Below are 22,349 nucleotides of genomic sequence, written 5' to 3'. Positions count from 1 at the left end.
GGCTCATTCAATAATATCCCCGCGTAGAATGTACTTGCACACGGCTACCGTACTGATAAAGCCAAGCATGGCGATCAACAGCGCTGACTCAAAGTAAGTCTTGCTGTTGAGCCACAAGCCGAGCAATACGATTAGCGCGATGGAGTTGACGTACATGGTGTCTAGCGCCAGTACCCGGTCAGGGAGATCGGGGCCTACGGTAAGCCGATAAAGGTTCATTAGTAGGGCCATCACCACCAGCGCTAAGGTGATATAGAGCGCAATACTCAGCATTCGTAAATCTCCTTGAGCGGCCGTTCGTAGCGTTCGCGTATTTGCTCAATGAGCGCTTCTTCATCATCCACGTTCAGTGCGTGAATCAGCAGGGATTTGCCATCCATTCGCAGGTTGGCCGAAACGGTGCCCGGGGTCAGGCTGATCGTGCTGGCCAGCAGCGTGATGGTAAAACGCTCCTCCAACATCAGCGGATACTCGATGAAGTGAGGCTTTAGCTTGCGCCATGGGTTAGCGATCAGGTACGCGACCTCAAAGTTGGCGGTGACGATATCGCCCAATACCCGCAGGCCAAAACGCAGCAGCATCATAGGCTTGCTGATCCGTGGCCGAGCATCCCAAAAGCGGTGGGTTAACAAAGGGATCAGAATAGCCAGCGCACCCCCCAGAACGAGCTGGCCAAAGGCGTAGCTGCGCACCAGCAGCAGCCACACCAACAGCAGCAGTATCGAAAGAACTGGGGTGGGCAGCCATTTGCGAGGGGTAATCATGGCGTCTCTCCTGCATCGGGCAGCAGCGTTTCAATTAGCAGCTGTGGGTTGGCGAGCTGCTCGCCGGTGGCTTGGGTGTAGCTGCTCACCGGCCCGGCAAACGCCACCAGTAAAGGCGCGGCGCTGAGTAGCCAGAGCATACCGAACCATTGGTAGCGCGAAAGAGGGCTACCGCTGGGGCTGCCCCGGTGGCTGCGCCAAAACAGCGTAGAGCCTGCACGGGAGAGCGCGATGAGTGATGCTAGGCTGGCGAGCAGCAGCAGTGGCCATAGCCACACGCGCTGAGTGCCTTCTGCGGCTACTAGCACCATCGCTTTACCCAGCGCGCCTGAAAGGGGTGGCATCCCCACCACGGCAATCGCACCGATGAAAAAGGTGATCGCCAGGGCGTTACCCTGAACCAGCGGGCGCCCTTTGACGATGCGCGTACCCGGCTTGCCGCGCTGCAGGCCAATCATCTCAGCCAGCAAGAACAGGCCACCGGTGATCAGCGTGGTATGGATCAGGTAGTAGAGCAAGGCAGAGGTGGCCTCTACCGAGCGCATGCCCACACCTGCCAGCAGCGTGCCGACCGAAATCAGCACCAAGTAGGCCACCAGCAGGCGTAGGTCGCGAGCGGCCATCACACCAACGCCAGCGGCTGCCAAGGTGGCTAGCGCTAACCACCACACCCAAGGCTGCTCAAGCGCCACAAGTCCGCCAGCCTGCTCGCCAAAAATCAGCGAATAGACCCGCAGAATGGCGTAGATGCCTACCTTGGTCATGATCGCAAACAGCGCTGCCACCGGGGCAGGGGCCGCCGCATAGGCGCGGGGGAGCCAGAAATAGAGCGGCAAAATAGCGGCTTTGAGGCCAAAGACGACCAGCAGCATTAGCGCGCCTGCGGTCACTAAGCCCTCGCGCTCGGCGGGCAGGCTAGCAAGCTTATAGCCCATATCCGCCATATTGAGCGTGCCGGTGGCCCCATACAGAATGCCCACGGCAATCAAAAATAGCGACGAGCCCGCTAGGTTAAGCACTACATAGTGAACGCTGGCCTGAATGCGCGCTTTGCCACCACCGTGTAGCAGCAGCGCGTAGGAGGCCAGCAGCAGCACTTCAAAGAAGACAAATAGGTTGAACAAGTCCCCTGTCAAAAACGCGCCGTTGATGCCTAGCAACTGCCACTGAAACAAACCGTGGAAGTTACTGCCTTTCTCGTCGTCTCCACCGCAGGCAAACACCACGGCACCCACGGCAAGAAGGGACGTGAGCAGCACCATCAGCGCGGAGAGGCGGTCGAGCACTAGCACTACGCCAAACGGTGGCTGCCAGTCGCCTAGGGCGTAATAGGTGATCTCACCGCTGGCGGCTTGGCGCACCAGGGCAATCGACACCAGCAGCAGAAGCAGGGTGGCAATAACGCTCACAGCGCGCTTGTAGTGCGCCAGCCCCTGGCGCTGGTAGAGCAATAAAATACCCGCGACCAGGGGTAGTACCACGGGCAACACAATTAGATGCTGAATCATTCGCGGTCTTCCTTTTTACCATCCACGTGGTCGTTACCCACTTCGCTGCGCGCCCGCATGGCAAGAATGACGACGAACGCCGTCATGGCAAAGCCGATGACGATAGCGGTGAGAACCAGCGCCTGGGGCAGCGGGTCGGCAAACTGAGAGCCTTCGTTCACCAGCGCAGCACCGTCCGTCGTCAGCCCGCCCATGGAGAACAGGAACAGGTTGACCGCGTAGGAGAGCAGCGTCAGGCCCACAACGACCGGGAACGTTCTTCCACGCAGCGTCAGGTAGAGCCCGCAGGAGGTTAAGATGCCCGTAGTAATGGCGTAGAGCATTTCCATTAGTGGGATTCCTTTTCATTCGGCGTGTCGTGGGTGTCTGACGTTTTCGGGTCGGTCACCGGGCGGTGTGGTGTCGTCACCTTACCCAGGTTGGCCAGAATCATCAGCGTGGCACCTACCACTGCAAGGTACACACCCAGGTCAAACAGCAGGGCCGTGGCAAGCTCGAACGTGCCAATCAGCGGCAGGCTGAAATACCCAAACGACGAGGTCAGGAAGGGATAGCCCAATAGCCAGCTGCCTAGCCCGGTGAGCGTGGCAATGGCCACACCGACCACGGCGACCGGCTGGAAGGGGAAGTTCAGGCGCTCCTGCGCCCACTCAACGCCCCGCGCCATGTACAGCAGGATCAACGCAACCGCAGTGATCAAACCGGCAATAAAGCCGCCGCCGGGTTGGTTATGGCCGCGTAAGAAGATGAAGGCCGAGACCAGCAGCGCCAGTGGTAGTAGCGTCATTGAGATAGACGTCAAAATGGCCGGGTAGCGATCCGGCGACCAAGCACGGCCTTCACCGTCGCTGTGGGGCATGAACAGACGCAAGCGGTTGAGCAGCTTGAAGATAGCCAGGCCTGCAATGGCCAGTACGGTAATTTCGCCCAGGGTATCGAAGCCCCGGAAGTCGACCAAGATGACGTTGACTACGTTGTAGCCGCCGCCACCGGGTTTGCTGTTCTCCACGAAGAAGTTGGAGATCGATAGCGTTTCTCGGGTCATCACCGCGTAGTTCAAGCTGGCGACCACCAGCCCTAGCGCACCGGCTAGCAGAATATCGCGCACGTTGCGCAACGGGCTCGATTCGGTGGGGGTTTTTTGTGGCAAGAAGAATAGCGCCAGCATCAGCAGAATCATGGTGACGACTTCTACCGATAGCTGGGTCAAAGCGAGATCAGGGGCCGAGAAACGTGCGAAGGTGAGGGCGACAAAGAGCCCTACTACTGACAGCATCAGCAGCGAAATTAAGCGGTAGCGGTGAGTCGCTGCGGTGGCAATACCACCAAAAATTAGCATGCCTGCGCCTAGCAGCACCACGCCATCTATCGGCTGGTTGCCTTTGGTGCCGGTCAATTCTTGCACGCTGGCAAGGCCGATCAGCCCCATCAGCAGGGCGGCACCCAGCAACCATCCCATATAGCGCTGTAGCGAGTTGCCTTCCAGCTTGGTGATGATCTGCTCGGCGCGATAGCCCACGGTGATGATAAACCGCTCGAACACGCGACGCGCATCCACACTGGCGAAGGGCTGCACAAAGCGGCGCAGATCGGCATGACGCCAGTACATGGCAATGCCCGCTGCAAAGGCCAGCAAGCTCATCATCAGCGGCAAATTCACGCCGTGCCAGATGGCGAGATGGAACGACAACGGTTCGACCAGAACGGATTGAGTGGCTAATTCCAAAATGCCCGTCGCGAAAAAGGCAGGGAATAAACCCACCAGCACACATAGCGCCACCAGCAGCTCTACGGGCAAGCGCATCAGGTGGGGCGGCTCGTGGGGAGCTTTCGGCGTTTGCTCGCGGGCGGGTTTGTAGAACACCGCATGAACCAGCCGCAGTGAGTATGCGACGGAGAGAATGCCGCCCAGCGTCGCCAGGGCGGGCAGCACCCAGCTCAAACCGCCGAGTACTGGAGTGGCGAGGGTTTCGGTAAAGAACATCTCTTTCGAGAGGAAACCGTTAAACAGCGGCACCCCCGCCATAGCGGCGGCGGCTAAGGTGGTCAGCAGTGCGGTGACGGGCATCGCCTTTCTGAGCCCGCCAAGCTGCTTCAGCTCTCGGGTGCCGGTTTCATGGTCGATGATGCCCGCGCTCATGAACAGCGCCGCTTTGAAGGTGGCGTGGTTAAGGATATGGAACAGCGCGGCCAACACGGCCATGGGGCTGCCAATGCCCAGCAGGACGGTGATCAACCCCAAATGGCTGACGGTCGAAAACGCCAGAATGCCTTTCAAGTCGGTTTTGAACAGCGCAAACCACGCGCCGTAAAGCAGCGTGATGGTACCTACCAGCGGCACGACCACGCTCCACAATGCGCTATCCGCAATGGCGGGATGCAACCGGGCCATTAAGAAAATACCCGCTTTTACCATCGTGGCTGAGTGCAGGTAGGCAGAAACGGGCGTGGGAGCCGCCATGGCATGGGGAAGCCAGAACTGGAACGGAAACTGAGCAGATTTGGTGAATGCACCCAGTAGTACAAGCCCGAGCATGAGCGGATAAAGCGGATCAGCCACGATGGTGGCGCCGCTGGCCAGCACGTCATCCATCCGATAGCTACCGGCCATATCGCCCAGCAGCAGTAAGCCTGCTAGCAGTGCTAGGCCGCCTGCACCGGTTACCGTAAGCGCCATGCGCGCGCCTTTACGGGCATCGCTGCGATAAGACCAAAAGCCAATCAGCAGGAAGGAGGAGAGACTGGTCAACTCCCAAAATAGCCAGAGCAGGATAAGGTTATCGGACATCGAGATGCCGACCATCGAGGCCATAAACAGCATCAAGAAGGCGTAAAAGCGTCCAAAAGGCTCATCGCTTGCCAAGTAAAAATGGGCATACAATAGAATCAATAGCCCAATGCCCAAAATGAGCAGGTTGAAGAGCAGCGACAGGCCATCGAGACGAAACGCAAGCTCCAGGCCGAGTGCGGGCATCCAGGTGGCAGCAAAACGCAGCGCTTCACCCTCCATCAGGGCAGGTATTTGCAGCAGCGTAAGTAGCAGTGCTGTTGCTGGCAGTATGCCCGTTGCGAGCGAGCACCAAGTGCGGCCGCGTTGGGCAGTCAGTGCCGGCACCAGTACGCCCAGTAACGGCAGTAAGGCGATCCACAGCAGTGTCATGAGGTCATCCAGCGCAAAAAATCAAAAAAATCGCCAGAGCAAAGAGGGTTGCCCTGGAGGCGAAGATACATCAAGTGAAACAACAGGATATCACTTGTATGGAAGGTGTGTAATTTTAGTATAAAGTGTCGACGTTAACCGTTTAGAGACTTCTTGTTCCATGAGTGAACCCTTCAATACCTGGCAAGCCCGCTTTGAAAAGCTGCGTAGTAACAAGCTGTTCGAGACCGTAGTGATCGCCATCATCGTGCTGTCTGCCATGACCATCGGTGCCCGCACCTACGATGAGGTCAGTCAGTTCGAGCAGTGGCTGACCTATCTGGACGTCGCCGTCACCATCTTCTTTCTGGTGGAACTGCTGATTCGCATGGCCGCCGAACGCAATCTGACCAACTTCTTCAAGAAGGGTTGGAACATCTTCGACTTCCTGATCGTCACGGCCAGCCTCATCCCCATGGACGACTCTGAGATGGTGCTGCTGGCACGCCTGCTGCGCATCTTCCGGGTGCTGCGTCTGGTGTCGATGATTCCCGAGCTGCGCCTGCTGCTGGTGGCGTTGATCAAGTCCATTCCACGGATGGGCTACGTGGCGCTGCTGATGTTCATCATCTTCTATATCTACGCGGCGGTGGGCAGCTTCATCTTCCATACCGTGGATGAGCAGCTGTGGGGCAACATTGCGCTGGCCATGCTGACGCTGTTCCAGGTGGCCACCTTCGAGAGCTGGGCCACGGCGGTGCTGTATCCCACCATGGAGCAGTACCCCTACGCCTGGATCTACTTTCTGACCTTCATCTTTTTGAATGCGTTCATTTTCCTGAATATGATGATCGGTATCGTGTTGGACGTGATGCAGAAAGAGAGCGCACAGATTGATTTAGAAAGCGGAGAAGGCGAAGCTGCAGAGATACAGGGCCTGCGTGACGACGTGCGCGCACTGCGCAGCCAGTTGGATCGCATGGAGTCCGCCCTGCAGGCGGCCGCGCAAGCAAAGCCTAGTCTAGCACAGCCTGGGCAAGCAAAGCCTGACCGCGACGAATAACAGGAGAGCCACGATGATGATGAAGGACCCCTCTAAAAAGTATCGCCCTTTCGTGGCGGTAGACCTGCCCGACCGTCAGTGGCCCGGCCAGCGCATCGACACGCCGCCCATCTGGTGCAGCGTCGACCTGCGCGATGGCAACCAGTCGCTGATCGACCCCATGGATCAGGAGCGCAAGCAGCGGTTGTTCGACATGCTGCTGAAGATCGGTTTCAAAGAGATCGAAGTGGGCTTTCCTTCTGCGTCGCAAACCGACTTCGACTTCGTACGTTCGCTGATCGAGCAAGACAAAATTCCTGAGGACGTGACCATTCAGGTGCTGACCCAAGCGCGTCCACACTTGATCGAGCGCACCTTCGAGGCGTTGAAGGGCGTCAAGAACGCCATCGTGCATGTCTACAATGCCACCGACCCGATGTTTCGTCGGGTGGTGTTTAGCGTCGACAAAACCGAGTGCATCCAAATTGCCGTGGATGCCACCGCGCAGATCCGTGACTTGATGGCGGCCAATCCGGAAACGAACTGGACTTTCCAGTACTCACCCGAGCTATTCACCACCACGGAGATGGATTTCGCGGTCGAGATCGTCGAAGCGGTGATGGACACCTTTGGCCCCAGCGTCGACAACAAAATGATCGTCAACCTGCCAGCCACGGTCGAAGTCGCTACGCCCAACAACTACGCTGATCAGATCGAGTGGTTCTGCCGCCATGTGAAAAAGCGCGATACCTTGATCGTCAGCGTGCACCCGCACAACGACCGCGGCACCGGCGTGGCGGCGGCGGAGTTGACGCTGATGGCGGGGGCCGACCGAATCGAGGGCACCCTGTTCGGTAATGGCGAGCGTACCGGCAATGTCGATATCGTGACGCTGGCCATGAACATGTACACCCAGGGCGTACACCCCCAACTCGATTTCTCCAATATCACGCCAATCATGCGCGAAGTGGAGTACTGCAACCAGCTGCCGGTTCATCCGCGCCACCCTTACGTGGGCGACCTGGTGTTCACGGCGTTTTCCGGTTCGCACCAGGATGCCATCAAGAAGGGCATGGCCGAGCGTCGCGCCAACCCAGAAGCCCCCTGGGACGTGCCGTACCTGCCCATCGACCCCATGGATGTTGGGCGCAGCTACGAAGCCGTGATTCGCGTCAACAGCCAGTCAGGCAAAGGCGGCATCTCCTATCTGCTGGAGCAGGAGCACGGTATCGAGCTGCCCCGCAGGCTCTCCATCGAGTTCAGCCAAGTGGTGCAGGAAGTGGCGGACCGCACCGGTAAAGAGATCACCTCACAAATGATCTACCAAGCCTTTGCCGATGAGTATCTAGAGCAGCGGTCACCGCTGGCACTGGTGAATCACCGTCTTTCCTCCGAGCCAGATAGCCCCAAAGTCGCGCTAGAGGCCATTGTCGAAAACGGCGGCCAACGCCAGACCCTGACCGGTGAAGGCAACGGCCCGCTGGCCGCGTTTATCAAGGCGCTGGTGGCGAGCGGCCAAGAGGTCGAAATCATTGACTATCATGAACACTCCCGCGGCCAAGGGGCGGATGCCGAAGCGATCGCTTACGTGGAAGTACGCATTGATGGCAAAGCCGTGTTTGGCGTAGGTACCGATGAAAGCATCACCAGTGCCTCCATGAAAGGTGTGCTGAGTGCAATCAATCGCCATCACTCTACCCAAGCGCCTGCTGCCAATGTGACGGCGGAGTCGCTGGGGTAAATGCTCAAACGGCCTTGGCTGTTCATCGTATTAGTCGCCATGGCCCTGGCTGGGCTGTTCTCGCAGACGGCCTCCCATGAGCCGTTTGAAGAGACGTTGGTACGCTTGGAAGTAGAGCGGGCACTGCCCGCTCTTGAGCCCACGTTTCAAGAAGAGTCTGCTGAGATCAACGCACTGTTTCTTCACTATGCGTCGGATCAAGCGCTATGGATGAGCGCCGCGTTGGCGATATTACGTCACGGTGATATCGCTCGAAGCACGCTTCTCGACTATGGGTTATCGCCCCAATTCCAACAGGTGCTGGTGCGCTTCGGAGCGGATGCCGTGCTGCCTATCAGCTACTTCCGCGATCACGACGTGACGACGCTGCGCGCTCAGCACTGGATAGGAGTGCGCTATCAGCAAGTCAGCCGCTGGTGGGGCGATGAGCCATCGGATACCAATGAGCTAGGTGACGCAGACGTAGAGGCGGCCATGGCCGAGCTAACCCCTTTGCGGCGTGGCCAGATGGGTATCGCGTTACTCGGCAGCAACGGCCATGGGCTGCTCAACCAGTTTGTCGTGGATGACGAAGGCAACGTAGCGTGGCTGCAGGGCGAACGCTTGGTTTCCGGCGTAGGCGACTTTTTTACTAGCGGCCTACGTGATCTGGAAAGCCAGTGGCGGCGTGGCGAGGCAATAGGCGCAAGCGATCTGGGCTGGGCGGGTGTTGATCTACTGGTAATGGCCAGTGCCGTGAAAGTACTCCGCGCTGGAAGAGCCGCTCGTACGGCTCGTGTGGGAAGCGTTGAGGCACAGGCCGCTCGCACGGGTGTGCGTCAAGGGATCGTTGCCACAAGCGGGCGCTTCGCAACGCTGCCGCGCATGGCCAAAGTTGCAGCGGTAGCCGGCACGGCTTATGTGGTCATTCGCCACCCCAGCCTAGTCAGTGCATTGGGTGCCAATCTATCTCAGTGGTTAGGCTGGCCAACGTGGCTCGGGCAGTTTCTTGTCTGGTTAATTGTGCTATTACCGGTAATGTTCATTGCGCGCTTTATTTATCGCTGGCTACTTACACCACTTTTGTGGCTGTTGATGCCACTGATGCGGGTATGTTTTAAAGCCGCTAATCGTTCGCTTGGCAAGCGAACTCAAGAGCAAGCGAAGGAGCTTGTGTAAAGAAGCCCATACGCAATGTTTTACATGTGCATGGGCCTTGTATATCAGCGTTAAGATTGACTTGCCAACCACCCCCGCCAGCCGCCAAATTCGGTGATGTCTTCAGCTTCACCGCCTTCATTTAGCGCCCCCGCGGTGCAGATAAAGCCACACTTCCAACTGCCGTCGGCAAGCTCCACCTGGCCTAAGCCGAGCGGGGCAGGAATGCCCGCTAAAAAGCTGCCCAGGGTTTCGATAGGCAAACGCCAAACTTCTACTTCAATGGCTTGGCCGGTGTCGTCGCGAAGCATCGCCGGGCGCTTTGGAGGCCCACCTGCCAGAGCAAAGAGCTTATAGCGCGGGGCGCTGTGGGTGGTGCTCACCAATACGCCACCCCGCTGTGTGAGCTGATGGTTAAGCGGCAGGCCTTTTAAGTGCGCACCGCACACCACCAGCTCCATGCTGCCATCCTGGGCAGGAGCGGGTAGTTCCTCTAAAGGCGGGTGTGGAATGCTGGTTGCGCCTAACGGTAGCATTAGGCGCGCTTCAAGGGCGCGGGCGAGGGAGAGTAGCGTTAAGTCTGCAAATGCTGGCCCAAACAGCGTGACGCCCACCGGTAGGTCGCGCTCGCTAAATCCCACTGGCACCGCCAGGGCGCTATAGTCGAGCAGGTTCATAAAGTTGGTCCAGGTACCCAGGCGGGAGTTAACACCGATAGGGTCCGCTGCCACCTCGGCCTTGCTTGGGTGAGTCACCGTTGTAGGCGTGAGCATCACATCCACCTGACTAATGAGTGCGTCGGCCTGGCGCTTATATTCAGCGAGTTTATAGCGCGCATCAAAGGCGTCTACTGCCAGCGGCGTTGCCCCACCCTGGGTGATTTGGAAAGTCACCGGGTGTACCGCATCCGGGTTGCTCTTCATTAGCTCACGAATAACATGGTAGCGTTCGGCCACCCAGGGGCCTTCATAAAGTAAGCGCGCAGCAGCCAGTAACGGCGAACAGTCCAGCTCGGCCTTTTCACCGCCCAGTGCTTCAAGCTCAGCAATTGCATGGTGCATGCCTTGGGTATAGGCCGCATCGGTTTGCCACTGGGATTCCAGTGGCACTCCAAAGCGAAACGTAGCGGGCGCTTTTCCGTAGCGTTTGCCGTGTACGGCAAAGTCATGCTGGCGCGACCAAGCGCACTCGGCATCATAGGCTGCGGTAATATCCAGCACCTTTGCGGCATCGTCAGCGGTCAGCGCAAACAGGCTAATGGTATCCAGTGTGGCGCAAGCGGGTACCACGCCCCGGGTGCTAAGCAGCCCCAAGCTCGGTTTAACTCCGTATAAGTTATGAAAGCATGCAGGCACGCGGCCAGAGCCTGCCGTATCGGTGCCCAGTGCAAAACTGACCATGCCAGCGGCTGTAACCACCGCAGAGCCGCTGCTGGAGCCGCCAGGCACCAGCGTTGGGTCGAAGGCATTGGCAGGGGTGCCATAAACTTCCAGCGCCCGCTCGCCTACCAGCCCGGTGGCGAACTGATCCAGATTGGTTTTACCCATGGGAATAGCGCCCGCATCGATCAACTGCTGCACCACAAAAGCGTTTTCCGAGGGCGTGTAAGCATAGGCCGGGCTGCCCGCAGTGGTGGGTATCCCTGCGAGGTCGATGTTGTCTTTCAGCGCAAAGGGAATGCCGTAAAGCGGCAACGTTTCCGGTGACTCACCTTCTAGGCGCTGTAAATAGGGCGCCAACTGCTCGCGACTTAAGCGGGTAATCCAGGCGGGCTCTTTACCGTGGTTTTCGGCCGCTGCCAACAGCTGACTGATAAGATCAGAAGGGGTGAGTTTGCCGCTACGGTAGGCTGCATGCAGGCTGGCAATATCGAGTGCAATAGGAAGCGTCATAATAAATTCCTTAATTAAATCGGTGTCACTAAAGAAGAATGAAGCCGGTTTGCTGCACTGTCATAAATCACTCCCTTCCGCCACGGCTGGGTAGATAGCACTACCCGCCAACCGTCTTGGCTACGCTCTAAGTAGTCAAAGCATAGGCTGGCGCGCCAGAGAAGAGCGCTGTCAGTTAAGCTATTGATTGGGGCGAATAGTGCGTCTGCATTATCTGCCCAAGGGCGAGGTGTGATTGCCATAGCGTGGTCGCCGATTTGCAGCCAGCGCAGTTGGCCCTGCGCGTCTTGAATTACGTCTTCAACGGCATCGTTGGAAAGCTGTTGCCAGTGCTCAACGTACTGATCGTGCGGATGTCGCTCTTCTATAATGGTGCCGTCAATCCAGCGCAGTAGCCCTACATCCTTTTCCAGGCTAGGGCATAGATCCTGATAGCGATGCCAGGTGCATACCCCTAGCTCACTATCGATTTGGGTAATACCTGCAAAAGCAGTGAGTCTCGCCAGCCATTCAAGCTGGCGGCGGTTGCAGTCGTCTAAACCAGTGATGCCTGAAAAGTCAGGCGAGTCTGCAGGCAGGCGCAGGTCGGCATGCCAGTGCTTGCCCTGAAGCCAATAAACCTGAGTAGTGGTGTCGGTCTGTTGGTAGGGTGCTTTAGCGGGCTCATCGTAGAGCGTGCGCTGCCATACGCCACGAAATGCTTGAGGTGTGGCAGGTAAGCCGACGTTCATAAGGGGTCTTCCTTATGCTTACCATGCTGGCCCAGACTACCCACTTCCCGGGCACCTTCGGGGAGCGCAATTTCACCCTTCGCCAAGCGCTCGCGCAGGTAGCGGAAGGTTTGGATGGTTTGGGCGAAGAGGTGGTCGCCTGCTTTTAGTGCTGAGTACCGGGCTTGTCCGTGGCGAGCGATCAGCTCGGGGAGTGGTTCGACCACGGTGTGGTAGTCACAGGCGAAAAACAGCGGGAACGAGTAGCGCTCCTCTTTCACTTTACGTACCCGATGGGAGGTGGCAACAAACTCGCCATTACTCCAGATCTCAAGCATATCGCCAATATTGACGATCAACGCGCCCTCCTTGAAAGGTACATCGATCCACTCGCCTTTCCCATTCATCACCTCAAGCCCTGGCGCGGTAGGCAGTAGCAGGGTAAAGCACTCGTAGTCAGTGTGGGCGCCGATGCCTTGGGCATCCTCAGCATTAGGGTTATAAGGGTAATGGATCAGGCGCAGCTGACTGGGCGGCTTATTGACGTGCTGAAGCAGTTGCTGGGGAGCCAGCCCCAGCGCCATAGCAAAGCCGCCCATCAGTGCGCGCCCGACGTGGTACGCCGCGTCGTAATAAGCGGCCACTGGCTCCTTGAAACCATCAAGGTTAGGCCAGGGGTTAGGGCCAAGCAGTGGCGTTCCGGCCAGCACGTCCGGGTCATCGCTAGGTAGCTCGAAAGCGAGGTCGAAAGCCTCTTTCATGTCGGGCTTGGCTGGGTCTGGCGATTCTTCGCCGGGCGGCACATAGCCGCGATGGTGATGGTAGAGGCCGATGTAGCGCTCCATTTTGATCGCTTCAGACTGTGCGAAGAAACGCTTGGCCTGATGAATCAGGCCTTCGCGCAGTGAACCATCAATACCATGGCCCACCATTTGGAAAAAGCCCACGTCTCGGGCGGCGCGGCCCAGCTCAGCGGCGACCTCGCGGCGTGCCTGTTCATCCCCGTGCAGCAGGGGATGAATGTCGATAATGGGGATCTCCTGAAAGGCTGCTAAGCGTTGGTCTGCGGCAGACGTATTCATGCGTCAGCCTCCTCTTCTTGGGTGAGCACCACCAGAGGCTGGCCGGGTCCAATGGCTGCACCTTCTGCAAGCGGCAGCCTAGCAACACGCCCAGCGCAGTGGGCCGTGACCTCTACCTCCATTTTCATCGACTCCACCAGCGCCACCGGCTGACCGGCGTCTACCTGCTCCCCCTCCTTGACCAGCAGTTTCCACAGGCTACCGGTCACTGGGCTTTCGATACCCAGTTCATTTTCGTCCAGAGTGTCGACTTCTGCGCTAGCTGGTGCTTGGTCTTCAAAGGTGAACTGGCCGTTGGCGCGCCAGGCTGCCATTTCTGCCTGGAAGGCGGCCTCGCGCTTAGTGCGAAATGCCTCGATGGCGTCGGCGTTTTTATCGATATCGGCTTGGTAGTCGGCCAGTTTGAAGCGGGCCGTTTCAATAGGCAGCTCGAAGCGCCCGTGGGGAAAGTCACGGCGAATTTGCTGTAGCTCTTCGTGGCTGACTTCATAAAAGCGAAGTTGATCAAAAAATCGCAGCAGCCAAGGGTTATTGAAGTACTGTGTGGTGCGGTAACGGTTCCACATCTGCAGCGTGCGGCCAACGAACTGGTAGCCGCCGGGGCCTTCCATGCCATAAACGCATAAGTAGGCGCCGCCAATACCCACCGAGTTTTCCGCCGTCCAGGTACGGGCGGGGTTGTATTTGGTGGTGACCAAGCGGTGGCGCGGGTCGAGGGGTGTCGCGACGGGCGCCCCCAAATACACATCTCCTAAGCCCATCACCAGATAACGGGCGTTGAAGACGATATCGCGCACTTGCTGTTCACTTTCAAGGGCGTTGATGCGACGAATAAAATCCAAATTACTGGGGCACCAGGGAGCATCTGGGCGTACGCTGCGCTGATACTTGTCGATAGCTTCCTGGCAGGCGGGGTCATCCCAGGAGAGCGGTAGATGCACGACCCGGGACTCTACTTCCAGTGATTCCACATCCACCAGCGCCTGCTCGGCTTGTTGTAGGTGGACAAGCAGATCGTCAAGGCTCAGCTCTAGCGGTTCGAAATGCACTTGCAGAGAACGTATACCGGGCGTTAGCTCTCGAAGCCCTGTAAGCGGATGTTCACGCAGCCACAGCATCCAGGCGTGAACCCGGAACCGGAGGGCGATATCCAGCTCCATGGGGCCAAATTCGATCAGCAGGAAGTCATCTCCGGCACGGAGGTATACGACCCGTTCACCGGCCTCAGAGGCAGGTACATCTCGTAGAATCGGGCTAGCCCGCTCTGTGGTTAACGCAACGTTGGGGATAGGTGCTAGTGACGCGAGTTGAGTGAGTTGGCGCTCCTCTAAGTCGCGGGCGGTGGTGAGGGTTACCGGGACAAAGCGGACCTTGTCACCAGCGGTGAGTTGCCCCAGCTTCCAGCGTTCAGCGCGCACCACGGTGGCCGGGCAGACAAAGCCACCCAGTGACGGGCCGTCCGGTCCAAGAATGACCGGCATGTCGCCGGTAAAGTCGATAGTGCCAAAGGCGTAGGCGTTATCGTGAATATTGGAAGGGTGCAGGCCCGCTTCACCGCCATCCGCCCGTGCCCACTCTGGGCGTGGGCCAATTAGCCGTACACCGGTGCGGCTGGAGTTGTAGTGCACTTCCCAATCGTGGTCGAAGAAGCGTTCGATATCGCTATCAGTGAAAAAGTCTGGCGCGCCGTGGGGGCCATAAAGCACGGCAATTTCCGTCACGCTTTCGGAACCGTTGCCAATGGCGGGGGCTAGCGCGTTATCCAGCGTGCGTGAGGGCGCAGGCATCAGCGTGGGCAGCTCCAGCATATCGCCGCTGCGCAGTGCCCGCCCGCCATGGCCGCCAAACTGGCCTAGAGTGAAGGTGCTGCGAGAGCCCAGATAGCGAGGGCATTCAATGCCGCCGCGCACTAGAAGATAAGCGCGTGCCCCAGCGGTGGCCTTGCCTAACGTAAGCGTGGCACCGGCCGGCACATCAATGACTTCCCAGTGATTAATGGGGTTGCCATCCAGCGAGGCGGGCAACTTGGCGCCTGCTAGCACGACCTGTGTGGCCCGGTGAAAGCGCAGCGTGGGGCCCTGGAGGGTAATTTCTAGGCCAGCGGCATCCGTGGGATTGTCGAGCAGGCGATTGCCAAGGCGAAACGACCAGTCGTCAAACGGGCCGGAAGGCGGCACACCCACATCCCAGTGACCCTGGCGACCGGGAAAATCCTGAATTGTGGTGAGCGTGCCAGGGGCGATCACTTCCATGGCGGGAGGTGCCCACGCCAGGGTGGTAAGCCAGTGGGTGTCGATATCCGCCTGCTGAAAGCGTTCGGCACGCAGAACGTGGGCAAGCCAGCTACGGTTGGTGGCAATGCCATAAACGCTGGTGTTGTCCAGCGTATCCGCCAGCTGTGCCGTCGCCTGCTTGCGGCTTTCGGCATGCACCATCACTTTGGCTAGCATGGGGTCAAATAGCGGTGACACTTCCAGGCCTGCCTCAATGGCGTGGTCGATGCGCAGGCCGCTGGCTTCAGGAAAGATGACTTCCGTCAGTAGCCCGGCGCTGGGGCGAAAATCGTGAGCAGGGTCTTCGGCGTACAGACGTGCCTGGACGGCGTGACCAGTGGGAGAGAGCGTCTGGGCAAGTGTTTCCAGGCGAGGGAGTTCTCCGGCGCCGAGCTTTACCATCCATTCGACGATATCGACGCCGTAGACCAGCTCGGTGACGCCGTGCTCCACCTGTAGGCGAGTATTAACCTCCAGAAAATAGAAAGCTTCACGCTCGGCGTCGTAAATGAACTCGACGGTTCCCGCGCTGCGGTAGTTGACCGCTTTGCCTAGTTGCACCGCCGTGGCGTGCAGTGATTGGCGCACGGCTTCGGGGAGGTTCGGGGCTGGGCACTCTTCTAGTACTTTTTGATGGCGGCGCTGGGTAGAGCAGTCTCGTTCACCGAGGGCGATAACACTGCCCTGGCCATCGCCAAACAGCTGTACTTCCAGATGGCGGGCACGTGCGATATAGGCTTCCAGGAAGACACCGCCATCGCCAAAGTTGCGCTCGCCAAGGCCTTTCACTGACTCAAAGGCGCGTGCCAGCTCCGTGTGAGAGTGGCAGACCTGCATGCCGATGCCACCGCCACCAGCAGTGGATTTCAGCATGACCGGGTAGCCAATTCGTTCGGCGGCTTGCTTAGCGTCTTCGAGGGTCTCCAGCAGCTGTGATCCTGGCACCAGCGGTACGCCTGCCTTTTCGGCGAGTGCGCGGGCTTCGTGCTTGAGGCCAAACTGCTGTATCTGCTCGGCGGTGGGGCCTAGAAAGACGAGCCCGGCGGCATCGCAGGCGGTAATAAATCGCGTGTTTTCCGAGAGGAAGCCGTAGCCAGGATGGATGGCCTGGGCACCGCTTTGTTGGGCGATAGCGATCAGTTTGTCGATGTTCAGGTAGGTATCGCTAGCCGCCCCCTCACCGAGTGAGTAGGCCTCATCGGCTTGATGCACATAAGGGGCGTCGCGGTCGGCATCGGCGTACACCACCACGCTCCCCACACCTAAAGCTTTAAGCGTGCGTAGAATACGGGTGGCAATCGCGCCGCGATTGGCAATCAGGACTTTGCTAAACGTTTTATGGATGGACATGGCACTGCCTGCAAACAAAGGCGGGTCGTCCCGCAGGTTGTTTGGCCTTCTAGGGTCGTCCCTAGGGCGAATTACTTAACCCCAAATCAGTAGCTCGATGGGCGTGGGGTTGTAGCCGTTGCAGGGGTTGTTGAGCTGAGGGCAGTTGGAGATCAGCACGATGACATCCATTTCTGCGACCATTTCCACATACTTGCCCGGTGCGGAGATACCGTCTTCAAACGTCAGCCCGCCGTCAGCGGTCACCGGTACGTTCATGAAGAAGTTGATGTTGTGGGTGATGTCCCGCTTGCTCAGGCCATACTCTGGGTGGTTGGCGATGGCCTGCATCCAGTTATCCCGGCAGGAGTGCATGTGGCGCTTTTCCAGGTCGTAGCGCACGGTGTTGCTTTCGCTGGCGCAGGCACCACCTAGGGTGTCGTGGCGGCCGCAGGTGTCGGCGGTGAGGGTAAGCATCGTGCGACCTTCGCTGGAGATCAGCTTGGAGCCCGTCGTGAGATAGACCGCTCCCTGTTCGCGAACGGTATCCATGGCGCTGTAGCGCTCGGCGGTGTCGTCGGCGCTGAAGAACAGCGTGTCAGCCGCTTGGTTGCCTTCCAGGTCTAAAATCCGCAAGGTTTGGCCCTGCTTCACGGTGCCAATATAGTGATCGCCCGCATTAACGGTAGTGCGGCTAAGCGCGTTTTCGGGGCGTAAGGTACTCTCGATAATCATGGTTTTCCCCTTAAAGGCCGAGGTGGTATAGGCGGTTATTGGCAAAGCCACGGGCGTTTTCTGGCCGTGAGCGGTAGCAAGGATCGTCCTCTGTTGGTGGCTCAGCCGTACCTAACGCGATATCGACGCCACGGCGCGGGTAGTCAGTGGCAGGGTCCAGCGGGTGGGGGCAGGTATGCAACAACACTAGGGTATCCATCTCGAAGCGCAGCGTGACGCTGTTGCCCGGCTGGCAGTGGTTGCTGACATAGTGCAGCTTGCCTTCGTCATCGCTCTCGACGCGAGAGAACAGGTTGAGATTGGCAGCCATGTCTCGGCGGCTAAGCCCATACTTGGCGAGTTCGACCAGGAAGGCGTCGAAGCCGGTGCGCGTCCAGTCATTGTGGGCCTGCTGGTAGCTCACTGGCTGCCAGCCTTTGGCCAGCAGGTGTTGGGGCAGCAGGTTACCGCCAACGCTGTCGTGCCAGCCAAGGTCATCATGCGTGATCGAGGCAAAGATGCGGCCCATGTCCGAGTAAAGGCAGTGGCCTTGGGTCAGTTTGAACGTGTGCTGGCACTTCAAGGTGTCCGGCAGGTTTAAGCGCTCCAGCAGGTTTTCTGGGTTGTAGCAGAGTAATCCTACGTTGCTGTTGGCCTCCTGGGCGGTCAGGGTTAGTGTTGTGCCGCGACGTAGGCGGAGTGACCAGTGGTGCCCGCCGGGTAAATGAGTGGTGTAATCGGGCTGGCTATTCATAGCAGCGTCTCCTGGGTGTGGGTTTTCAGTCCGCCCTGATGAAGTGCTTCCGTTAAGGCTGCCGTTGGACGGTCTCTCGAAATGGGCAGGTCATAGGTAATGGTGGCGCCATAGGCTTCCGGGGCTTGAGGGTCGTGGCGGGTTTTGTCAAACACCCATAGCCGTGTGCCCAGCTCAAAGGCCTCTTTTAGGTCGTGGGTGATCATGAAGATGGTGAGCTGCTGCTCTTGCCAAAGTCGCGTGATTAATTCGTGCATGTCCTGGCGAATGCCGGGGTCCAGGGCACCAAATGGCTCATCCAGCAACAGCATGCGTGGCCGCATCATGAGCGCCTGGGCGATGGCTAGACGTTGCTGCATGCCGCCGGACAGCTCATGGGGATACTTATTAAGCGCGTGACTTAGGCCAACTTCTTCAATACGTGCTTGGGCTTTCTCAATCGCGTGCCGTTTGGCAGTGCCAAAACTTTTTCCAAGCAGCTTGGCACTATGCAGCTCATCGGCCATCATCACGTTGCCCAGCACAGTCAGGTGTGGAAAGACGGAATACTTCTGAAATACCACCCCTCGATCCGGGCCGGGTTCGTTAGGAATGGGCTTACCATCTAGCAGAAGGTTGCCTTTTGAAATGGCTTCGGTGCCTAGCAGCATCTTTAAAAACGTGGTTTTACCGCAGCCAGAGGCACCTACCAGCGTGACAAATTCTCCTTGCTCGACGCTGAAATTAAGGTTCTCAAGCACGACGTGATGGCCGTAATGCTTTTCTAGGCGTTTGGCGGACAGTAGGCTCATGATTTGTCTCCTTCGCCCGAGTGGTACCAGGGAAAGGCAAGGCGCGATGTCCAGGCGAGAATCTGGTCAAGAAGGAACGCCAGCAGCGTAATCCACGCCACGTAGGGCAGAATCACGTCCATCGACAGGTAGCGGCGAACCAGAAAAATGCGGTAACCAAGCCCCTCTTGGGCGGCAATTGCTTCGGCAGCTATTAAAAACAGCCAGGCGCTGCCGAGGGCCAAGCGAGTGGCATTCAGTAGCCGCGGCGTGAGTTGGGGCAGTAGCACCCGCAACAGTACCTGCCAGGAGCTGGCTCCCAGGGTTTGTGCTTTGATCAGCTGTTCATCGGGAAGTCGCAGCGCATGGCCTTGCAGGTCGCGAATCAGAAACGGCGTCACCCCAATCACGATCAACGCGATCTTGGCGGCCTCACCGGTGCCAAAGGCGATGAATAGAATCGGAAGTATCGCCATCGGAGGGATAAGCGACGCGACGGTGACCAGCGGTGAGAGTTTGGCGCGGATGAGCGGAATGCCGCCGTTTAAAATACCCACTACGAGGCCGATGAAAGCGCTGATCGCCACGCCAATGAGAATCCGCTCTAAGCTGGCGAAAGTGTCTGTCCATAGAACGATTTGGCCAGTGCGTACGTTTTCTGCGGTGGCCAAATGATAAAATGAGCTTGCCATGGTGGCCGGAGTGGGCAGTAGCCGATCATTAGGGTTCTCGGCCAGCCGGGCATTGGAAAGGCTCAGGTAAACCATGGCCAATAACAGGAAAGGCAACAGTCCCAGCAGCCATCTGCTCCCTCGGGATGGGGCTAGATTAATGAGTCGCTTCATGGCGGATGTCCATCGAAGATAAAAGCAGAGGGAGCAGCCGTGGCTACTCCCATGGGCTAGTTACTGAGCGTCGAGGTAAGCTTGGGTAAAGCTGGGGTCGAAGCGCAGTTGCACGTTGCTCTCGTCTCCGAAGACGCCACTGGGTGTCTCAATGCCGACGACTTCTGCGTTTGGTGCCATGTCGCCTAGTAGGCCGTGCTGGAAGCTGAATTCAGCCACTCGCTGCATGGTGTTGAGCAGCTCTGGGCTTTCCATGAGCGCGATGGCTTCGGCGGGGTCGGTGTAGAGGTAGGTGGCGGCAAGTTGCTGACGATAACCGTCAATATCAGTGCCAGCGGCATCTGCCATGATGCCAAGCGCATTTTCATCATCTGCCTCGATGAGTCCCATCACTTCATACCAAGCGCCTACCAGGGCATGACCCAGTGCCGGGTTATCCGCCAAGGTTTGCGTATTTACGACCATCATGTCGAGTATCTCGCCGGGGATCTCAGCTGAGGTGTACACCACGTTGCTATCCGCCATATCCTCGATGGCACCTAACTGGGGGTTCCAGGCAGCGACGGCTTCTGTGGTGTCGCTCGCGAACAGGCCGACGATATCCGCATCGGACGTATTCACCGTTTCGATATCGCGTTCAGTCAAGCCAACGCTTTCGAGAGCACGGGCCAGAAAGTAGTGAGAGACGCTGAATTGAACGAGATTGACCTGACGGCCCGCAATATCGGCTAGGTCATCGCTGCCTTTCAGCACGATGCCATCATTGCCGTTGGAGTAATCGTTGATAATCAGTGCGGTGGAGTCGACGCCGCTGACCGATGGAATCGTTAGAGCATCCATGTTGGTCATGGCACACCCATCGACGTTGCCAGAAGTGAACTGATTGATGGATTCCACGTAATCATTCACCTGCACGACATCGATACTAATGCCGTATTCGTCGGCCCACTTATTGACCACGCCTTCTACGTCGGCATAGGACCAGGGCATCCAGCCGGCATAAATCGACCAGCAGACGCTAAAGTCGCTGCGTTCTTGCGCTTGGGTAGGTGTGATCGTCATCGTCAAGGATGATGCTAGTAGCGCCGCGGTCAGCGGAGCTAGGGACAGGCTTTTGAGGGCAGAGCGATTGGAACGGGTCATGAGAGCCTCCAGCGGCTAAGAAAAAACTCAGGGGCATCGGCGCATCACTGTGCCTTATCCTCCCGGGCTTTTATCCCGCCGTGTAACCTTGCGCTTGCAAGGTCGATTGCTCTCGGACCAGCCACGTCCATCAGGGGCATATCGTTGATGGCGTCGGAACCCTAGCGATCTATTGGAAACTCGATTGTGTGGCAGCGAAGGCAGCCAATACCCCATGTGTAACACTTAACTACACAGCAAAATATTGGCCGTCATCTATAAAAATCATTAATTTTAATAGGTTATAGAGGTTTTATAGTTAACTCTAAGAAGCTGATGATAGAGTAATGCATTATCGTAGTGCGTAGAGCGGTGCGCTACGCACCGCAATGAAACAAAGAGGCCAATGGCAGGGGAGGATCACAAAGGCGTCTTGCTCATCTTGCCCGGTACTTCCCGCACCAGCCTGGGCATGAGAAAGCCGGGCAGGTGTTCCAGTAGCACTTGAATGAGCGCTTGCGCCTCTTTGTCAGGCACGTCAAAGTGCGCGGCGCCCTGAACTGGGTCGAGTACGTGGAGGTAGTAGGGCAGCACGCCTGCTTCAAACAGCCGTTCCGAGAGGGCTGCGAGGGTAGGCACGTTGTCGTTAATGTCCCGTAATAGAACGCTCTGGTTTAGCAGCGTGACGCCTGCCTGTTTTAAGCGCGTGCAGGCATCCACCACGGCTTGGTCGATCTCATTGGCGTGGTTGATATGCAGCACGACGACTTTTTGTAAGCGGGTGCTGCCTAACCAGCTCAGCAGGCCTTCATCCACACGGTCGGGAATGACCACGGGCAAGCGGGTGTGAATGCGCAGCCGTTTTAGGTGAGGAATGCTCTCTAGCTGTTCAACCAGCCACGCCAGCTGCCGGTCGCTGGCGGCAAGGGGGTCGCCTCCTGATAGGATGGCTTCGTGAATCGAGGTGTCGGCACGTAGGTAGTCCAGCGCTTCCTGCCACTGGGCGCGGGAAGGCGAGTTCTCGCTATAAGGAAAATGGCGGCGAAAGCAGTAGCGGCAGTTGATTGCGCAGGCTGGGCTTGCTATCAGAAGTACCCGGTTTGCATATTTATGGATCAGCCCTTTGACGGGGCGGTGGTCGGCTTCCTCTAACGGGTCTGTGACGTAGCCCGGTGAGGCCAGTGTTTCATCGCCTATAGGCAGCACTTGACGCAACAGCGGGTCATTAGGGTCGTTGGGCTTAATGCGGGCAAGGTAAGCGTCGGGCACGCAAATATCGAACAGACGATGTCCGGCCTGCACTTCGGGCAGCCATTGGGCGTCTAAACCAAGGCGTTGGCAGAGCGTGTCGGGATCACGAATCGCATGAGAAAGCTGCTGCTGCCAGGAGGTTGAAACCTGGGCATGGGCGTGGTGACCAGCGATAATGATGTTCTCCTGCAAAAAGCCCTCCTTCGGGTTATCATGCGCGCACTTAGCGGCGTTGCTATTCGCAATGACGCAACTGACGGTAACGTAAGTGGCTGG

The 22,349-nt window shown here is 58.0% G+C and carries 18 protein-coding genes and 1 riboswitch; of the genes, 3 read left to right on the top strand and 15 right to left on the bottom strand.

All coding sequences use genetic code 11. The features are described 5' to 3' along the window. Positions 1 to 3: 3 nt before the first annotated feature. Genes AC13CY_RS14295 through AC13CY_RS14275 form a run of 5 tightly spaced genes read right to left on the bottom strand, consistent with a single transcriptional unit; the run spans position 4 to position 5,432 of the window. Positions 4 to 273, bottom strand: coding sequence for a K+/H+ antiporter subunit F (locus tag AC13CY_RS14295; protein ID WP_044629074.1), 270 nt, complete (start codon positions 271 to 273; stop codon positions 4 to 6). Continuing rightward, positions 267 to 764, bottom strand: a complete 498-nt coding sequence (locus AC13CY_RS14290) for a Na+/H+ antiporter subunit E (protein ID WP_044629075.1) — start codon at positions 762 to 764, stop codon at positions 267 to 269. Before AC13CY_RS14290 ends, AC13CY_RS14295 begins: the two co-directional genes overlap by 7 nt. After that, on the bottom strand, positions 761 to 2,272 hold the full coding sequence (locus AC13CY_RS14285; RefSeq protein ID WP_044629076.1) for a monovalent cation/H+ antiporter subunit D: 1,512 nt from the start codon (positions 2,270 to 2,272) through the stop codon (positions 761 to 763). Before AC13CY_RS14285 ends, AC13CY_RS14290 begins: the two co-directional genes overlap by 4 nt. After that, positions 2,269 to 2,601: a Na+/H+ antiporter subunit C gene (locus AC13CY_RS14280; RefSeq protein WP_044629077.1), complete on the bottom strand. Its 333-nt coding sequence runs from the start codon at positions 2,599 to 2,601 to the stop codon at positions 2,269 to 2,271. Before AC13CY_RS14280 ends, AC13CY_RS14285 begins: the two co-directional genes overlap by 4 nt. Beyond that, on the bottom strand, positions 2,601 to 5,432 hold the full coding sequence (locus tag AC13CY_RS14275; protein WP_044629078.1) for a monovalent cation/H+ antiporter subunit A: 2,832 nt from the start codon (positions 5,430 to 5,432) through the stop codon (positions 2,601 to 2,603). The genes AC13CY_RS14280 and AC13CY_RS14275 overlap by 1 nt, the downstream gene beginning before the upstream one ends. A 160-nt stretch (positions 5,433 to 5,592) precedes the next feature. On the opposite strand from AC13CY_RS14275, the gene AC13CY_RS14270 reads away from it, so the two are divergent. The 3 genes from AC13CY_RS14270 to AC13CY_RS14260 are packed head-to-tail and all read left to right on the top strand — an operon-like array spanning position 5,593 to position 9,352. Beyond that, a complete protein-coding gene (locus AC13CY_RS14270) occupies positions 5,593 to 6,474 on the top strand; it encodes an ion transporter (RefSeq protein WP_058576404.1) in 882 nt (293 codons plus the stop codon). Positions 6,475 to 6,487: 13 nt separating this feature from the next. Further along, positions 6,488 to 8,194, top strand: coding sequence for a 2-isopropylmalate synthase (gene leuA / locus AC13CY_RS14265; RefSeq protein ID WP_172416289.1), 1,707 nt, complete (start codon positions 6,488 to 6,490; stop codon positions 8,192 to 8,194). Continuing rightward, complete coding sequence (locus tag AC13CY_RS14260; protein ID WP_074210435.1) at positions 8,195 to 9,352, top strand: hypothetical protein; 1,158 nt, start codon at positions 8,195 to 8,197, stop codon at positions 9,350 to 9,352. A gap of 50 nt (positions 9,353 to 9,402) precedes the next feature. On the opposite strand, the gene atzF is transcribed toward AC13CY_RS14260, so the two are convergent. From atzF to epmB, 10 genes are all read right to left on the bottom strand, one after another. Then, positions 9,403 to 11,223, bottom strand: coding sequence for an allophanate hydrolase (gene atzF, locus AC13CY_RS14255; protein ID WP_062372563.1), 1,821 nt, complete (start codon positions 11,221 to 11,223; stop codon positions 9,403 to 9,405). Between the two features lie 14 nt (positions 11,224 to 11,237). Further along, positions 11,238 to 11,954, bottom strand: coding sequence for a hypothetical protein (locus AC13CY_RS14250; RefSeq protein WP_062372566.1), 717 nt, complete (start codon positions 11,952 to 11,954; stop codon positions 11,238 to 11,240). Then, complete coding sequence (locus AC13CY_RS14245) at positions 11,951 to 13,015, bottom strand: isopenicillin N synthase family dioxygenase (protein ID WP_483052673.1); 1,065 nt, start codon at positions 13,013 to 13,015, stop codon at positions 11,951 to 11,953. The genes AC13CY_RS14250 and AC13CY_RS14245 overlap by 4 nt, the downstream gene beginning before the upstream one ends. Further along, entirely contained in the window at positions 13,012 to 16,638 is a 3,627-nt protein-coding gene (gene uca / locus AC13CY_RS14240; protein ID WP_074210437.1) for an urea carboxylase, read from the bottom strand. Before uca ends, AC13CY_RS14245 begins: the two co-directional genes overlap by 4 nt. Before the next feature lie 75 nt (positions 16,639 to 16,713). Then, positions 16,714 to 17,352, bottom strand: a complete 639-nt coding sequence (locus AC13CY_RS14235; protein WP_074210438.1) for an urea amidolyase associated protein UAAP2 — start codon at positions 17,350 to 17,352, stop codon at positions 16,714 to 16,716. A gap of 10 nt (positions 17,353 to 17,362) precedes the next feature. After that, positions 17,363 to 18,085: an urea amidolyase associated protein UAAP1 gene (locus AC13CY_RS14230; protein WP_074210439.1), complete on the bottom strand. Its 723-nt coding sequence runs from the start codon at positions 18,083 to 18,085 to the stop codon at positions 17,363 to 17,365. Beyond that, complete coding sequence (locus AC13CY_RS14225) at positions 18,082 to 18,876, bottom strand: ABC transporter ATP-binding protein (RefSeq protein ID WP_074210440.1); 795 nt, start codon at positions 18,874 to 18,876, stop codon at positions 18,082 to 18,084. The genes AC13CY_RS14230 and AC13CY_RS14225 overlap by 4 nt, the downstream gene beginning before the upstream one ends. Then, complete coding sequence (locus AC13CY_RS14220) at positions 18,873 to 19,700, bottom strand: ABC transporter permease (protein WP_074210441.1); 828 nt, start codon at positions 19,698 to 19,700, stop codon at positions 18,873 to 18,875. The genes AC13CY_RS14225 and AC13CY_RS14220 overlap by 4 nt, the downstream gene beginning before the upstream one ends. A gap of 60 nt (positions 19,701 to 19,760) precedes the next feature. Continuing rightward, a complete protein-coding gene (locus tag AC13CY_RS14215; RefSeq protein ID WP_074210442.1) occupies positions 19,761 to 20,843 on the bottom strand; it encodes a putative urea ABC transporter substrate-binding protein in 1,083 nt (360 codons plus the stop codon). Between the two features lie 57 nt (positions 20,844 to 20,900). Continuing rightward, a riboswitch (guanidine-I (ykkC/yxkD leader) is annotated at positions 20,901 to 21,019 on the bottom strand. A gap of 223 nt (positions 21,020 to 21,242) precedes the next feature. Continuing rightward, a complete protein-coding gene (gene epmB / locus AC13CY_RS14210) occupies positions 21,243 to 22,265 on the bottom strand; it encodes an EF-P beta-lysylation protein EpmB (RefSeq protein ID WP_483052672.1) in 1,023 nt (340 codons plus the stop codon). Between the last annotated feature and the right edge of the window lie 84 nt (positions 22,266 to 22,349).

The organism is Vreelandella sp. L-15, from assembly GCF_056857635.1.
Note: the sequence above shows the minus strand (reverse complement) of the source record. Positions and strands in the feature narration are given on the sequence as shown.

Bases quoted from the DNA above. Each gene is read 5' to 3' on its own strand.
- AC13CY_RS14295 (WP_044629074.1), bottom strand. From the start codon at position 273: ATGCTGAGTATTGCGCTCTATATCACCTTAGCGCTGGTGGTGATGGCC.
- AC13CY_RS14290 (WP_044629075.1), bottom strand. From the start codon at position 764: ATGATTACCCCTCGCAAATGGCTGCCCACCCCAGTTCTTTCGATACTG.
- AC13CY_RS14285 (WP_044629076.1), bottom strand. From the start codon at position 2,272: ATGATTCAGCATCTAATTGTGTTGCCCGTGGTACTACCCCTGGTCGCG.
- AC13CY_RS14280 (WP_044629077.1), bottom strand. From the start codon at position 2,601: ATGGAAATGCTCTACGCCATTACTACGGGCATCTTAACCTCCTGCGGG.
- AC13CY_RS14275 (WP_044629078.1), bottom strand. From the start codon at position 5,432: ATGACACTGCTGTGGATCGCCTTACTGCCGTTACTGGGCGTACTGGTG.
- AC13CY_RS14270 (WP_058576404.1), top strand. From the start codon at position 5,593: ATGAGTGAACCCTTCAATACCTGGCAAGCCCGCTTTGAAAAGCTGCGT.
- leuA (WP_172416289.1), top strand. From the start codon at position 6,488: ATGATGATGAAGGACCCCTCTAAAAAGTATCGCCCTTTCGTGGCGGTA.
- AC13CY_RS14260 (WP_074210435.1), top strand. From the start codon at position 8,195: ATGCTCAAACGGCCTTGGCTGTTCATCGTATTAGTCGCCATGGCCCTG.
- atzF (WP_062372563.1), bottom strand. From the start codon at position 11,223: ATGACGCTTCCTATTGCACTCGATATTGCCAGCCTGCATGCAGCCTAC.
- AC13CY_RS14250 (WP_062372566.1), bottom strand. From the start codon at position 11,954: ATGAACGTCGGCTTACCTGCCACACCTCAAGCATTTCGTGGCGTATGG.
- AC13CY_RS14245 (WP_483052673.1), bottom strand. From the start codon at position 13,015: ATGAATACGTCTGCCGCAGACCAACGCTTAGCAGCCTTTCAGGAGATC.
- uca (WP_074210437.1), bottom strand. From the start codon at position 16,638: ATGTCCATCCATAAAACGTTTAGCAAAGTCCTGATTGCCAATCGCGGC.
- AC13CY_RS14235 (WP_074210438.1), bottom strand. From the start codon at position 17,352: ATGATTATCGAGAGTACCTTACGCCCCGAAAACGCGCTTAGCCGCACT.
- AC13CY_RS14230 (WP_074210439.1), bottom strand. From the start codon at position 18,085: ATGAATAGCCAGCCCGATTACACCACTCATTTACCCGGCGGGCACCAC.
- AC13CY_RS14225 (WP_074210440.1), bottom strand. From the start codon at position 18,876: ATGAGCCTACTGTCCGCCAAACGCCTAGAAAAGCATTACGGCCATCAC.
- AC13CY_RS14220 (WP_074210441.1), bottom strand. From the start codon at position 19,700: ATGAAGCGACTCATTAATCTAGCCCCATCCCGAGGGAGCAGATGGCTG.
- AC13CY_RS14215 (WP_074210442.1), bottom strand. From the start codon at position 20,843: ATGACCCGTTCCAATCGCTCTGCCCTCAAAAGCCTGTCCCTAGCTCCG.